Genomic DNA, 13,721 nt, shown 5'->3' on the forward strand with positions numbered 1-13,721 from the left:
GCTTACTCGTTCTCTTCGAAGTAGTGACCGAACTTGACCTGCTTGGTCCGGATATAACGCTCGTTTTCCTCGCGCACCGGCACCGCAAGCGCCACGCGCTCGCACACGGGAATGCCGTGCTTGGCAAGCGTGTCGAACTTCTTCGGATTGTTGCTCATCAGTCGCACCGACGTCACGCCGAGGATCCGCAAAATCGCGGCGGCGGAGTCGTATTCACGCGCGTCGTCGGGCAGGCCGAGATCGAGATTGGCCTCGACGGTGTCGCGCCCCTGCTCCTGCAGCGCATACGCCCGAATCTTGTTGCTCAGGCCGATGCCGCGCCCTTCGTGGCCGCGCAGATACAGCAGCACGCCACGGTCTTCCGCGGCGATGTAGCGCAGCGCAAGATCGAGCTGCTCGCCGCAATCGCAGCGGTAGGAGCCGAACACGTCGCCGGTCAGGCACTCGGAATGCAGCCGCGTCAGCACGGACTGCTCACCGGTCACGTCGCCCATCACGAGCGCGAGGTGTTCGGCATCGCTGCCCGATACGCGGAAAGCGTACGACGTGAACGTACCGTAGCGCGTGGGCAGCGACGCGGTGGCGACGAGCGTCACGCACTCGTCGGCCTGGCCATTGCCCGGCGTGGGCGATTGGGGACGCGAAGACATCATGAATTCAATCGAACGATCAGGAATATAGGAGTTGTGTGGATAGTGCGTGACCGGAGTTTACCGCTAATCTGGAAACGTCACGCGACTGCCGCCGCAGGCCCGGCTATACTGGCCCCATCGGGTGACGCGCATCACGCCCTGCCTTCCCTGCATCGTTCTGCACACGGAGAAAGCGAATGAGCACGACTGTCGCGCAGATTCTCAAAGCCAAGCCTGATTCGGGCCGCACGATCTACACCGTCACGAAAGCCGATTTCGTCTACGACGCCATCAAGCTGATGGCGGAAAAGGGCATCGGCGCATTGCTGGTCATGGACGGCGACGACATCGCGGGCATCGTTACCGAACGAGACTACGCGCGCAAGATCGTGCTGCAGGATCGTTCGTCGAAGGCCACCCGCGTCGACGAAATCATGACGACCAAGGTGCGCTACGTCGAACCGGCGCAATCGACCGACGAGTGCATGGCGCTGATGACCGAGCACCGGATGCGCCACCTGCCCGTCCTCGACGGCGGCAAGCTGATCGGCCTGATCTCGATCGGCGACCTCGTGAAGAGCGTGATTGCCGATCAGCAGTTCACGATCAGCCAGCTCGAACACTACATCCACGGCACGCCCACGGTCACGTCCGCCTGACCCACCCCAGCAAAAAAGGCCCAAACGCGCGAGCGTCTGGGCGGAAAAGCCGCCGGAATGCGGCGACGGAGGTTCTGCTCGCTGACGCGGACGCGCGCGGATGGCGCGCGTCCCGTCGGTCATATGCCGTGCTCGGGCAGACCCAGGGTGTTCAGTTGCCGAAGTAAACCGAATTTACGGGGTTCGGGGCTTCGTGCGTCATGCGGCGGCCCGACTGGCCGGCGGCGGTCGCCACCGCACCGTAGCCACTCGTATCGGCATGCGCGAGCATCGGCTGGTTCGGCTGGATGCGTTGTTCTGCGGCCTGGACGTTCTGCGGATATTGCGCATCGCTCGCGAGCGGCTTGTAGCCGTTCTGTTCGAGTTGCACGAGATCGGCCCGGACCTGTGCGCGGGTCAAGCCCTGGTCGGACTGTGCGAACGATGCAATCGGGGCGGCAAGGACGGATGCAGCGATCGCTGCGTAGATGATCGACTTCATGGTGGACCTCCGAAATATGTTCTCTTTTGACCTCGCTTCCGGCAGAACTGTCTGAAGCGATGGAAGAAGTGTAGTTCTCGCAATACCAAGGGGAAACCCTTGGTTTGGACATACAGCGTTGCATTTTTGACAAATATTGACCGCTTCTCGTCCACGAGATCGCTATCACTTAAACCATTTCCACAACAATGGCTGACGAAAGGCCAACACCCGAATCACTGCCCCGGAAGGTTATGTTGTAGAATCGTAAGGTTTTATTCACCCTTCGATATTCGATCCGTCATGTACGCGCTCACGCCCCTTTCCGTTTCGCCGTCCGGTCCGGCCGGCGTGCGTGCGCGCGTCGGCCATCCGGCGCACCCCTACGCTCGACGCACGGCCCAGGCGCCGCTCGCCGCCGCCCGGCGCCTGATCTGACGGACTGGTCTCCTCCCCGGAGCCACGTCAGACGGGCTCCGGGCGATCCTCATAGGCACGCCACGCCTGCCCCATGCCGATCATTTGGAGAACTTCCATGAAACAACGCCTTTACCAGCTGACCGAGCTCGACGTCGCCCGCCTCGAGAAGCACGCCGAAAACAATCCCCGATTCCAGACGATGCTCGACACGCTGCTCGAGCGCGCCGACATCGTTCAGCCCGACGCCGTGAAGGCCAACGTCGTCACGATGAACTCGCAGATCACGCTGCTCGACGAAGCGTCGCAGGAACAGGCCACGTGGACGATTGTTTATCCCGATGCCGCCAATCTCGAACTGGGGCGCCTGAACGTGTTCTCGCCGGTCGGCATGGCATTGCTGGGTACCCAACGCGGCCAGCTCGTCAAAGTCATGCAGCCAAGCGGCGCCGAGAAGCTGATGAAAGTCTCCGCCATCGTGTTCCAGCCGGAAGCCAACGGCGAATACACGCGCTGACGCGACCGCGCCAGCGCACCCTGTCACGGCGCAAAACGCAAAAAGCGAGGCACGAGGCCTCGCTTTTTGCGTCCTGACGCCATGCCCCTCCGGCACCCCCATCGCTTTAGCCGTTTCGGCCGTCGATAGACGAAAAAAAGGCGCCCGAAGGCGCCTTTTTTGATGCTGCGAAGCTGGTTACCCAGCCGTCACGCTTAGAAGCGGTGACGCAGACCAACCGTTGCTGCGGTTTGGTTGATCGACGAGCTTGCTGCCGTCGTCGGGTCGCCGTTGTAGATCGACGCGCCGCCTGCGTTCTTCGATGCGCGTTGGTACACAGCTTGTGCGTACACGTCCGTGCGCTTCGACAGCGAGTAGTCAGCTTGCAGACCGAACTGGTTCCAGTGCGCGCTGCTGCCGTCAACCTTCGCGCTCGTGTACGTGTAAGCAGCACCCAGGCCGAGAGCCGGCGTCAGGTTGTACTTTGCGTTGACTTCGTAGTTGTCAGCGTGGAACGTGCCGCCGCCGTTAGCTTGGTTGTCGACACGCGATTGCGTCCATGCTGCGCCAACTTGCGCCGGGCCGAATGCGTATGCAGCTGCCGCGCCGTACGTGCGCAGGCGGCCTTGGCCGTTGAACAGTGCGTTATCCGACACGACTGCGCCCGACGACGTTGCGTTCGGGTTGTTCGCTTGCGAGTACGCTGCACCCAGCTTCAGGCCTTGGAACTGGTACGACACGCCGCCGCTGTATGCACGGTTGTTGCCGAAGTTCGTGTCGTTCGAGAACGAGTACGTGCCGCCGAATTGCAGGCCAGCGTAGTTAGCGCTCGTGAACTTGATCGAGTTGTTGTTCGAGTAGCCGCCGTTCGTGCTCAGGTTGTCGTTGTTGCCGACGTGAGCGAAGTACGTACCACCCCACGAACCCGTTGCGGTCAGCGGAGCCAGGTAGTCTTGAACGGAGTCATACTGCTTGCCCAGCGTAACCGTGCCGTACTGGCTCGACAGACCGACGAATGCCTGACGGTTGAAAATGGTGTTGTTGCCACCGTTCGCGAACTTGCCGTTACCGATGCCGAAGCCGCTTTCCAACGTGAAGATTGCCTTCAGGCCGCCACCGAGGTCTTCCGAACCACGCAGGCCGAAGCGGCTCTGGTCAATGCCCGAACCCATCGACCACAGCGACTTGCCTTGGCCGGCTGCGTTCTGGACGTTGCTTTGGTAGGTGATGCCTGCGTCCAGCACGCCGTACAGCGTGACGCTGCTTTGCGCGTGAGCGACGGTAGCGAACGATGCTGCAGCTGCTGCAACGATCAGAGTCTTGTTCATTCGTGGAGCTCCCTTCTAAAAAGAGGCAGGTCTCGCGACCTTGTTCATAAACGGTCTGCAACCGCCCGGAAACGCCATCGGTACTGCTGGCTGCGCCCGGATAGTTGCCCGTTTGGGAACCGTGAGTTTAGGGGTGTACCCTAGGGGAGCGATCCGCAAATAAAGAAATAAGCTTTTCCAGAACTAGAAATAATAGAAATGGGGCCGCGTTATAAGTATTTGTTTTAGCTTATTTTTTTGGCTTCTTGACGCGTGCTTTTTGGAGGCTTTCATCCCACCATTCTTTCATGTCACCCGCTTGACGGTTGCATAGAAACAACAAGCGGGATGGGGCGCCACCACAAAATCGGCAATTTTTACCCGATTTCATCGCGAATACCGGGTTTGACCGACTAAAAATGCAACGCCCGCTCGGTAAACAACAGTAAACGAAGGGTGACACCGCTGCTGCAGCCGCCATTCGCCTGCGCAAGCGCCTGCAACGGGCGGCTTGCCGCAAAAAGGCAGCGCGGGCGACGGCCGCCGTCGTGACATGCAGTAACAGCCTTAACGCCCGCCGTAACGCGGCCGCGAGACTGGCAGATTAATGTAAGGCAACCCCTATTACAGAAGAGGTTCCGCCATGAATCGACGCTCATTGTTGCGCGCCATCGGACTGACCGCCGCCCTCGCCGCCACCGGCGGCTGGTTGCGTACCGCCTCGGCTCAGCCCGCGCCGCCGCCGGGATACCGGCCGCCGGGTCCGAACCACGGGCCCGGCAGGCCGCCTTATCCGGCTCGCCCGGGCTTTGCGCCGCCCGCGCCGCGACACGACCGCCGCCCGCCGCCACCGAGGTCGCACGGCTACGTGTGGACCGACGGCTACTGGCGCTGGCAGCGCGGCCGCTATATATGGGTGCCAGGCCGGTGGGTCGCCCGTCGTCCGGGGCATCGATGGGTCCCCGGCTACTGGCGGCGCCAGGGTCAGGTATGGATCTACGTCGACGGCGCCTGGCGATAGACAGCAGACGCGTCGGCGATGGCCCTGCGCTACGCAGCCGGACGGCGGGCCGTTCCGCGCCGTCCGGCTGCCGGACGATCCTGCCCGGCGGCAAGTACCGGCATCGGCCGATATCCCCCGAGCACGAACGCCCATCCGAACCGGAACGGCGATCGGTCATACGTCCCGCGGCACAACGCATGTATTGGGCTTTCGCGACATCCCGGCCACGTCGATCCGAAACGATCGACGCTCACGGGCCTCCCCCTCCGCGCATCGCACCGCGACACGAAATCGCCGCCTCAGCGCGCGTCGCAATCAATGCATCGCGGGCAGCCCGCTCACCACGTGAACGATCCGGCGGATGCCATTCCGGTCCCGCCACGATCGCGGCGAACCAACACCTTGGCCGCCGCTCGGTTCGCCGGCGCGTACGCACGCCTTCGCAATAGCACACGTGCGGCCTATCCGTTTCACCGGAAAAATTCGGATGACGAAATCATCCGATATCAAAGCAAGCGCATACGCGCCGGTTCGCCACGCATCGGGATGGCGCCCCGGCGTGCCGCGCTCCGCTCAATGCCCACTACCCTCCAGCTCCCGTGCACGACGACGCGCAGCGCAAATCGCACGGTGATGTTCATCGGCCCAGCGGATCATCGCGTGCATCGGCGTCAGGAACGACCGACCGAGCTCGGTCAGCGCATATTCGACGCGCGGCGGCACTTCGGCGTACAGCGTGCGGCTGACGAAGCCGTCCTGCTCGAGCCGCTTGAGCGTGCGTGACAGCATCTGCTTCGACACGTCGCCGATCGCGCGGCCGAGTTCGTTGAAGCGCAACGTGCCGCCGGACAGCGCTTCGAGCACGAGCAGGCTCCACTGATCGCCGATACGGTCGAGCACATCGCGAATCGGACACGGCTGATCGAGTTCGACGGAGTCGTCGGCGGACGGAGACGGGAACGGGGACGGCATGGCGGGATTCTCTTTCACGGGCAATACGAGGTCACTGCGGTGTGACCTGTTCACACCGCAGTGACTTCTTGTGACGGGTTCGCGGCAACTGTACCATTCGAGCGACCCGACGGGCCGCACGGTTTCGCCAGTTCTCCGAAGCATGCGGCTGCACGCCGGCGCCGCGCGCCAGCGGCACCCAGCGGTACCCATCCGCACGCCGATCCTCGCGATCGGCGGCACCCGCAGTCGCGCACCGCGCGCCATCCACGAATCGCCAGACAAGGAACCCCGACATGTCATCGCTCCGCTTCCCCGTTCGCACCATCGCCGCGTTCGTGCTGCTCGCCGCGTCGACGGCCGCGCAGGCCGCCGGCCCCGCCACGCGCGACGTGGCCGCCGAGGAAGCCAACCGCCAGCTCGTGCTGACGTTCTACGACCGCTTCTTCAACAAGCACGAAGCAGTCGCAGCCGCGGCTGTCGTCGCGGACGACTACAAGCAGCACAACCCGCACGTACCCGACGGCAAGAAGCCGTTCGTGTCGTACTTCGTCGGCGCATTTCAGAAGAACCCGGCATCGCGCGCACGCATCGTCCGCAGTGCGGCCGACGGCGGTCTCGTCTATCTGCACGTGCATGCGACCGAACATCCGGGCGATCGCGGCGAGGCGGTCGTCGACATCTTCCGCGTGAAGGACGGCCGGATCGTCGAACACTGGGACGTGATCCAGCCGGTACCGGAAAAGTCCGCGAACGCGAACACGATGTTCTGACCGGCCGCGGCCGCGCATCGGCGCGCGGCCGGCACCTCGCGAAACGGCATGATCGCCGGGCGCCGGCGAAGTCACCTACAATCGTGCATCGCCGCCGCGCCGCCCCGGCTCGCATCACCGGATCGGGGCCGTCATCCGTCCGCGCGCCACTGTGCGCGCAGCACGGCCGGCGCGGGCGGCCGTTCGCGAAGATGGTGTCAACGATGAGCCCCGCCCACATTTCCCTGAATAGCGCCGGCGACCTGGTCGCCAGCCTCGGCAGCCCGCAGTTCCCCGCCCGGCTCTGGGCATGGCTGCGCGAAACGGTCGATCCGCAGTCCCACTACAGCGTCGCGACCCGTTACCGGCGCGGCGCGGGATCGCAGGCGGTCGACGGCGTCGACGTGCTGTTCTTCGCGGGCGGCGACGATCCCGGCGGCACGCGCCATGCGCTCGATCTGTATACACAGGGCGACTGGCGCAACGACACGTTGCTCCCGCACATCGAACGCGTCACCGATTCGCAGCTCGTGTTCTCGTGCAACGAGGAAATCGACACGGCGACCGAGTACGGGCGCCAGTTCGCGCTGGGCGATCTCGGCGAGGACTGCACGCTGCTCGGCAGCGAGCGCGACTATGTCTATGCGTTCTCGCTGTTCCGGCGGCGCGGCCAGCCGTCCTATACGCTGGCCGAGCTGAGCCTGCTGCGGCAGCTCGGCGATTTCGTGCTGCCGCTGCTGATCCAGCACGCGCGCCTGGCGCGCCTCACGCCACGCCAGGACGACGGCGCGTTGCTGCAGCGGTTCGAGCAACGGCTGACGGCCAGCGGCGCGGCGCTGTCGCAGCGCGAGCGGCTCGTGTGCCGCGCCGTGCTGCAAGGCCGGCCCGTTCCGCAGATCGCCGACACGCTCGCGCTCAAGCCGAGCAGCGTGCGCACCTACCTCGGCCGCGCGCTCGCGAAGCTCGGCATCGCGAACCGGGCCGGGCTCTTCGCGTGGTGTGTAACGGACGAAGACGCGCCGGCCACCGGCGAGCGTTAGAGCATCGTTCCCGTCCGCACCTTCCTGCCCTGTCGCCTTTGTCGCGCTTGTCCTTAAAACGATGACAGACAGCCGGCCGGCCCGCTCCTAGTATCTGACTCACCCGACGACAGCGGCGCGTCGGATGCAACGGAGACACGCCATGCCAAACCACGGACGGACGCCCGCCCGCGCGGCCGGGCATGCGTCCCGCGGCGACGGGGTGACGCATATCGGTCGGCAAAACCGGCATCGCGCACCGCGCCGCACTCGGGCATAACGCCCTTCATTCCATTCCAACCCGACCGGGTCCACGCGACCGGACGCGCCCGACGGCCCGTCCGCTGGCCGCGTACGCCCGTCGATTCCCCGATCCGGAGGAGACACATGCAACATGCCGACACCGTCTATCTGAACGGCCTGCTCTACACCGGCGACGCACAGCGCCGCTTCGCGCAGGCGCTCGCCACGAAGGACGGCAAGATCGTCGCCGTCGGTCGCGACGACGACATCCGCCCGCTCGCCGGCCCCGCGACGCGCATGGTCGATCTGGCCGGCAGGCTGATGCTGCCGGGCCTGATCGACGGCCATGTGCACCCGCTCGAAGGTCATCAGATTCTCGGCGACTTCGATCTGTCCGGGATCAACGACCCGGATGCGATCCTGCAGCGCATCCGCGCGTGCGCCGACGCGACGCCGAACGAGCCGTGGGTTTATCTCGGCGGCGCGAACCTCGCCGCGTTCGGCGCATATCCGGGCCGCGAACTGCTCGACCGGATCGTGCCCGACCGGCCGCTGCTCGTGGTCGGCTTCGACGTGCACAGCGGCTGTCTCAATACGAAGGGGCTGGAAGCGGCCGGCATTACGGCCGATACGCCCGATCCGGCCGGCGGCGTGTACGAGCGCGATGCGTCGGGCGCGCCGAACGGCGTCGTGCACGAAGCGGCGTTCTACCGCGTCTGTCCGATCATTCCGCAACTGAGTCCGGCCGGCTATCCGAAGTCGCTCGCGAAAGCGCATGCGATGGCGCACGGCTACGGAATCACCGGCTGGTTCGACGCGCGCGTCGAGGAGGCCGAGCTCAAGGCCTATGCCGCCGCGCAACGTGCCGGCCAGTTGAAGACGTACATGAGCGCGGGCCTCTACGCGAACCCGCGCCGCGATCCGCGCGAACAGATCGAGCGCTTCGTCGCGTGGCGGCGCGAGTACGAGCGCGACAACCTGCGCCTGCATACGGTGAAGATCTTCGTCGACGGCGTGCCCGAATCGAAAACCGCCGCGCTGCTCGAACCGTACGCCGGCACCGACGACTGCGGCCTCGCGCTGTGGCGCCAGGACGCACTCGACGAAATCTGCCTGCTCGCCGATACGGCCGGCTTCGACCTGCACTTCCATACGCTGGCGGATCGCGCGGTGCGCATGACGCTCGACGCGCTCGAATACGTGCAGATCCGCAACGGCGTGCGCGATCGCCGCGCGCAGCTCGCGCACCTGCAGCTCGTCGATCCGGCCGACATGGGCCGCTTCAACCGGCTCGGCGCAATCGCGAGCGTCCAGACTCTGTGGACGGCCGCGCGCGAGGAGCAGCAGCAGCTCTACCGCGACCTGCTCGGCGCCGAGCGCACCGCCCGCAACTATCCGTTCCGCAGCCTGCGCAACGCGGGCGCGATGCTCGCGGCCGGTTCCGACTGGTCGGTCAGCACGATGGACCCGATGCAGATCATCCAGACCGGCGTCACGCACCGGCTGATCGACCAGCCCGACAGCCCGCCGTGGAATCCGCACGAGCGTCTCGACCTGCTCACGATGCTCGAGGCCTATACGGTGAACACTGCGTATGCGCTGCGCTTCGACGATTGCACGGGTTCGCTCGAAGCGGGCAAGGACGCGAGCCTCGCGATCCTCGATCGCAATCCGTTCGACCACCCGGTCGGCGCGTTCGCGCAAACGCGCGTGCTCGAGACCTGCTTCCGCGGCGAAGTCGTGTATGCCGCGCCGGGCTGGGCCGATTGAGCACCGGCCCAGCGCCTGCCGGACACAGGCCAGGCGCGCGTCAGGCGACGTCGAGCGCGAGTACCTGATCGGTCGTCAGCAAGTCGCCGAACGTGTCCGACAGCGCGGCCAGCGTCGCGCGATGGAGGTCACGGTGCGGCACCGTGCTGCCGTCCGCGACATCGAGGTCGCGCGTCGCGCATGCGTCGTCGACGACGATCACCGCATAGCCGAGCGGCACCGCATCGCGCGCCGCGCCGGCAACGCATGCATGCGTCATCAGCCCGGTGACGATCAGCGTGTCGATCCCGGCCGCCTTCAGGCGCGCGTCGATGTCGGTCGTCGGAAACACGCTGACCGACGTCTTCTTCACGACCGTGTGCTGCGGCGCGGGTTGCAGGTCGGCATGAAAGCGGAAGCCGTCGCTGCCGTCCGCGAAGATCGGGCCGCCGGCCGCGCCGACGTGCTGCACGTGGAACACCGGAATGCCCGCGCGATCGGCGAATGCGATCACGCGCTGCGCATTGCCCAGCGCGCGCGGCCCTTCCGGAATCGGCAGGCGGCCGCTGAAATACTCGTTCTGGAAATCGATCACCAGCAGCGCGGTGCGGGCAGCGTCGATCGACGCCGGCGCGCTCGCGCCGGCCAGGGTGCGGATGGTCGGATGTTGCATGGGTCGCTCTCTACTCCAGGTTGGCACATCGAACGGAACGGCGGTACGGTCGAGCCAGCGCCCGCCGAACGCGGTCCTGCGGCCGGTTTGCCGCCGGTTTGCCGCCGGTGGCGGGCGCTGCCGTGACCGCGAAGCGCCAGTGTCGGGCCGCACGGCCGCGTGCGACAGCAGCCCGCGGGACAACGTCCGACAGGATCGGGCCAACCTGTGCGCGACCGCCTACGACAGTGCCGCGCGCCCCCCGGCCTGCTTGCGTCCGTAGAACGCCATCATCACGAAGCTGAGCAGGAAGCCGGCGCCGCCGATCAGCAGCAGCCCGATCTCGCCGAACACCGGCAACAGGTTCGTGAGCGCGCCCGTCACGACCCACGCGACGGCCATCACCGAGCCCGCGACGCCGAGCGCCCAGCCCTGCCGGTCCTCGCTGACGGCGTCGGAGAACGCGGTGTACATGGTCGTGTACGCGACCATGTCGAAGCAGCCGACCACCATCGCGAGCGCCCACAGCACCGGCTCGTGCGGGAACAGCGCCGACAGGATCTGGCCGAGGCCGGCGACGAGCAGCCCCGTCTTCGCGATGTCGACCACGCGCCAGACGCGCAACATCAGCCGCACGACGAACAGCAGGCCGAATACGAAGCAGACGCCGATCACGCCGCTGAACAGCCCGAGCCGCGCACTCGTATAGCCGAACTTCGTCTGCAGCAACAGCATGATGGTCTGCAGGTAGAGCCCGTAGCCGACCTGCATCAGGAAGAACACCACCGACAGGAACGCGACGTTGCGCTGGCTCACGGCTTCCCGGACGATCCGCAGCGGCAGCAGCAAATCGATGCGCGTGTCGCCGCGCGGCACGGCCGTATTGCGATACGACGCCCAGGTCCAGCCCGCGCAGATCAGCGACAGTACCGCAACCAGCACGAACGGCGTGCCGTAGTCGAACAGCGGCGAGATCGTCCGGTCGGACGTGACGCCGCCGAGCACCGGGCCGACGATCACGCCGGCGCTGAACGCGAGCGACATGATGCTCATGTTGTACGCCTTGTTCTCGGGCGTGCTCAAGTCGGTGATGGCCGCTTGCGCGATGCCCTGGCAGCCGGCCGTAAGGCCGGTGAGCCCGCGTCCGGCCAGCAGCAGCGCGACGCACGCGTGCCAGGCGCCGGCCGCCATCAGCGCATAGCCCGTCGCGAGACCGAGCAGGCACAGCAGCAGGATCCGGCGGCGGCCGTAGCGGTCCGACAGCTCGCCCATCAGCGACGAGCCGAAGAACATGCACAACGGATAGATCCCGTAGCCGAGACCGAGGTAGAAATTGCGCGCGTGCTCGCCGGCGTCGGCCGGCAGGATGCCCGCATGCGGATCGCTGAAGATCGCGGACATCATCGGGTAGACGAGACCGAAGCCCATCGCGTCGATCGCGATGGCGAGCAGGCAGGGGCCGAGCAGCGTGTAATCGAGCCGGGACATGGCGATCTTCCGGACGGAGTGGATGATCGCCCAAGCGTAATGGGCGAGCAGCGGCGCCGGTAGGCCGCCGCCCGCGATACTGACCATCGGCAACGCCGATGCCCTGCCCGGCGCGCGCGCCGATGGCCGACCGGCCCGGACCGGACCGCGAGCCGCTGGTCGGCGCTCGGCGGCTCGGCCCGAAACTGCCGGCGGGCGAGCACGCACGGCGCGCCGTCGTGCATGAATACGGTCGCGGCGCGCCCGAACGACGCCGCGAACAGCACGTACCACGCGGGCGCGCCGGGCGACCCGCTCGCGCGCGTGAGCCACGTGACGATGAACGGCACGCCACCTCGCCATGACACTGACACGCCGCAGCTAGTCCGTTTGGGTGGCACGAAACGCGGGCTTTGTTGCGATCATGGCCGTCATTCAGCGCGCGCCGCGATCCGCATCGAGCGGCGCGGCGCCCGCTCGCGCGCCCTCGCCACGGAGACACCATGCACGACCCCGTCCTCGGCCCCATCGACCAGATCGGCTATGTGGTCGCCGATCTCGACCACAGCATCGCGCGCTGGCGCGCCCGCCACGACGCGGGCCCGTGGACCGTGTTTCGCAACGTGCGCCTCGACGGCCGCTATCTCGGCGAGCCGGTGACGGTCACGATGGACGTCGGGCTCGCGTATCGCGGCGACCTGCAGATCGAACTGATCCACGTGACGAACGACACGCCGTCGCCCTACCGCGGCGCGCACGGGCAACCGCTCGCGGGCCTGCATCACGTCGCATGGGTGGTCGACGATCTCGACGCCGCGGTGGCGAGGCTCACGGCGCGCGGCCTGCGTGTCGTGTTCGAAGCCGCCAACCCGGCCACACGCGTCGCCTATCTCGACGACGCCGACGATCCCGGCGTGCGCATCGAAGCGATCGAAGGCGCCGGGATGCGCGACATGATCGCGCACGGCATCGCCGAAGCGCGCGCATGGGACGGCGCCGCTCCGGGCCGCATCATCGACGCGTCGGCCGCCGCATGAGCGGGCCCGCACGCGTCCCACTTCACTCACAGGAGCAATCACGATGAAACGACTCGAAGGCAAAGTGGCCCTGATCACGGGCGGCGCCCGCGGCCAGGGCGAGGCGGAAGCGCGACGGTTCGTCGCCGAAGGCGCGCGCGTGGTGATCGCCGACGTGCTCGACGACGCGGGCCGGCGCGTCGCGGCCGAACTCGGCGACGCCGCGCGTTTCCAGCATCTCGACGTGACGAACGAAGACGACTGGCACACCGCCGTGCATGCGACGCTCGCACATTTCGGCCGGCTCGACATCCTCGTGAACAACGCGGCGATCCTGAAGCTCGTGCCGATCGAATCGTGTTCGCTCGACGACTATCGGAAGGTGATCGACGTGAACCAGGTCGGCTGCTGGCTCGGCATGAAATCGGCGCTTGCCGCGCTGAAGGATGCCGGTGGAGGCGCGATCGTCAACGTGTCGTCGACGGCCGGGATGGAGGGCGTGGCGGGCGGCAGCGCATACGTGTCGAGCAAATTCGCGGTGCGCGGGATGACCAAGGCCGCCGCGCTCGAGTTCGGCCGCTACGGGATCCGCGTGAACTCGGTGCACCCAGGCGGGATCGACACCGTGATGGCGCGCCCGCCGGAATACGCTGATTTCGACCCGTCGTCGATCTATGGCGGGCTGCCGATCGCGCGCATCGGCAAGCCGGATGAAGTGGCGAACCTCGTGCTGTTCCTCGCCTCCGACGAATCCGCGTATTGCACGGGTTCGGAATTCATCGTCGACGGCGGGCTGCTCGCGGGCAGCACGTTCCACTGATTCGCGCGTCGGTCGACATGCACCCGCCTGCTCGGCGGGTGTTTTCATTTTCGGCCGGGCGAAGTGGACAGTCAGGGC

14 protein-coding genes and 1 pseudogene are annotated in these 13,721 nt (G+C 66.3%); 8 read left to right on the forward strand and 7 right to left on the reverse strand.

Annotated elements, in window-relative coordinates; genetic code table 11:
- Positions 1 to 2 precede the first annotated feature (2 nt).
- Positions 3 to 653 (reverse strand): GTP cyclohydrolase II, encoded by a 651-nt coding sequence (ribA, locus tag DCN14_RS09830; protein WP_096501226.1) that lies wholly within the window; start codon positions 651 to 653, stop codon positions 3 to 5.
- 176 nt (positions 654 to 829) lie between these two features.
- Here ribA and DCN14_RS09835 point away from each other — a divergent pair, with 176 nt between their 5' ends.
- The gene (locus tag DCN14_RS09835) at positions 830 to 1,291 is read left to right on the forward strand and encodes a CBS domain-containing protein (protein WP_096501228.1); all 462 of its coding nucleotides are present in this window, start codon (positions 830 to 832) and stop codon (positions 1,289 to 1,291) included.
- A 151-nt stretch (positions 1,292 to 1,442) separates the two neighbouring features.
- Here DCN14_RS09835 and DCN14_RS09840 read toward each other — a convergent pair whose 3' ends face one another.
- Entirely contained in the window at positions 1,443 to 1,772 is a 330-nt protein-coding gene (locus DCN14_RS09840) for a DUF4148 domain-containing protein (protein ID WP_096501230.1), read from the reverse strand.
- Between the two features lie 514 nt (positions 1,773 to 2,286).
- On the opposite strand from DCN14_RS09840, the gene DCN14_RS09845 reads away from it, so the two are divergent.
- Positions 2,287 to 2,685, forward strand: a complete 399-nt coding sequence (locus DCN14_RS09845; protein WP_096501232.1) for a GreA/GreB family elongation factor — start codon at positions 2,287 to 2,289, stop codon at positions 2,683 to 2,685.
- A gap of 194 nt (positions 2,686 to 2,879) precedes the next feature.
- On the opposite strand, the gene DCN14_RS09850 is transcribed toward DCN14_RS09845, so the two are convergent.
- Entirely contained in the window at positions 2,880 to 3,992 is a 1,113-nt protein-coding gene (locus DCN14_RS09850) for a porin (RefSeq protein ID WP_096501234.1), read from the reverse strand.
- Between the two features lie 622 nt (positions 3,993 to 4,614).
- Here DCN14_RS09850 and DCN14_RS09855 point away from each other — a divergent pair.
- Complete coding sequence (locus DCN14_RS09855) at positions 4,615 to 4,992, forward strand: YXWGXW repeat-containing protein (protein WP_096501236.1); 378 nt, start codon at positions 4,615 to 4,617, stop codon at positions 4,990 to 4,992.
- Between the two features lie 555 nt (positions 4,993 to 5,547).
- Here the strand turns inward: DCN14_RS09855 and DCN14_RS09860 are convergent.
- Entirely contained in the window at positions 5,548 to 5,946 is a 399-nt protein-coding gene (locus DCN14_RS09860) for a helix-turn-helix domain-containing protein (RefSeq protein ID WP_096501238.1), read from the reverse strand.
- Positions 5,947 to 6,221: 275 nt separating this feature from the next.
- Here DCN14_RS09860 and DCN14_RS09870 point away from each other — a divergent pair, with 275 nt between their 5' ends.
- The 3 genes from DCN14_RS09870 to DCN14_RS09880 all read left to right on the forward strand — a co-directional run bounded on the left by DCN14_RS09870 (position 6,222) and on the right by DCN14_RS09880 (position 9,709).
- Positions 6,222 to 6,698 (forward strand): nuclear transport factor 2 family protein, encoded by a 477-nt coding sequence (locus DCN14_RS09870; RefSeq protein WP_096501242.1) that lies wholly within the window; start codon positions 6,222 to 6,224, stop codon positions 6,696 to 6,698.
- A gap of 203 nt (positions 6,699 to 6,901) precedes the next feature.
- Positions 6,902 to 7,717, forward strand: a complete 816-nt coding sequence (locus DCN14_RS09875; RefSeq protein WP_240327197.1) for a helix-turn-helix transcriptional regulator — start codon at positions 6,902 to 6,904, stop codon at positions 7,715 to 7,717.
- Positions 7,718 to 8,083: 366 nt separating this feature from the next.
- Positions 8,084 to 9,709 carry an amidohydrolase gene (locus tag DCN14_RS09880; protein ID WP_096501246.1) on the forward strand — a complete coding sequence of 542 codons (1,626 nt, stop codon included), beginning with the start codon at positions 8,084 to 8,086 and terminating at the stop codon, positions 9,707 to 9,709.
- A gap of 40 nt (positions 9,710 to 9,749) precedes the next feature.
- Here the strand turns inward: DCN14_RS09880 and DCN14_RS09885 are convergent, their stop codons facing one another.
- From DCN14_RS09885 to DCN14_RS38660, 3 genes and pseudogenes are all read right to left on the reverse strand, one after another.
- Complete coding sequence (locus tag DCN14_RS09885) at positions 9,750 to 10,361, reverse strand: cysteine hydrolase family protein (protein ID WP_096501248.1); 612 nt, start codon at positions 10,359 to 10,361, stop codon at positions 9,750 to 9,752.
- 219 nt (positions 10,362 to 10,580) lie between these two features.
- Positions 10,581 to 11,828: an MFS transporter gene (locus tag DCN14_RS09890; RefSeq protein WP_096501250.1), complete on the reverse strand. Its 1,248-nt coding sequence runs from the start codon at positions 11,826 to 11,828 to the stop codon at positions 10,581 to 10,583.
- A 155-nt stretch (positions 11,829 to 11,983) separates the two neighbouring features.
- Positions 11,984 to 12,154: pseudogene (locus tag DCN14_RS38660) on the reverse strand (MFS transporter); the annotation flags it as partial.
- Positions 12,155 to 12,310: 156 nt separating this feature from the next.
- On the opposite strand from DCN14_RS38660, the gene DCN14_RS09900 reads away from it, so the two are divergent.
- Together DCN14_RS09900 and DCN14_RS09905 are read left to right on the forward strand one after the other, a co-directional pair.
- Positions 12,311 to 12,844 (forward strand): VOC family protein, encoded by a 534-nt coding sequence (locus DCN14_RS09900; RefSeq protein WP_096501252.1) that lies wholly within the window; start codon positions 12,311 to 12,313, stop codon positions 12,842 to 12,844.
- Between the two features lie 43 nt (positions 12,845 to 12,887).
- Complete coding sequence (locus DCN14_RS09905) at positions 12,888 to 13,643, forward strand: glucose 1-dehydrogenase (protein ID WP_096501254.1); 756 nt, start codon at positions 12,888 to 12,890, stop codon at positions 13,641 to 13,643.
- The last annotated feature ends 78 nt before the right edge of the window (positions 13,644 to 13,721 follow it).

This window comes from Burkholderia sp. IDO3 (assembly GCF_003366075.1).
GTDB lineage: Bacteria > Pseudomonadota > Gammaproteobacteria > Burkholderiales > Burkholderiaceae > Burkholderia > Burkholderia anthina.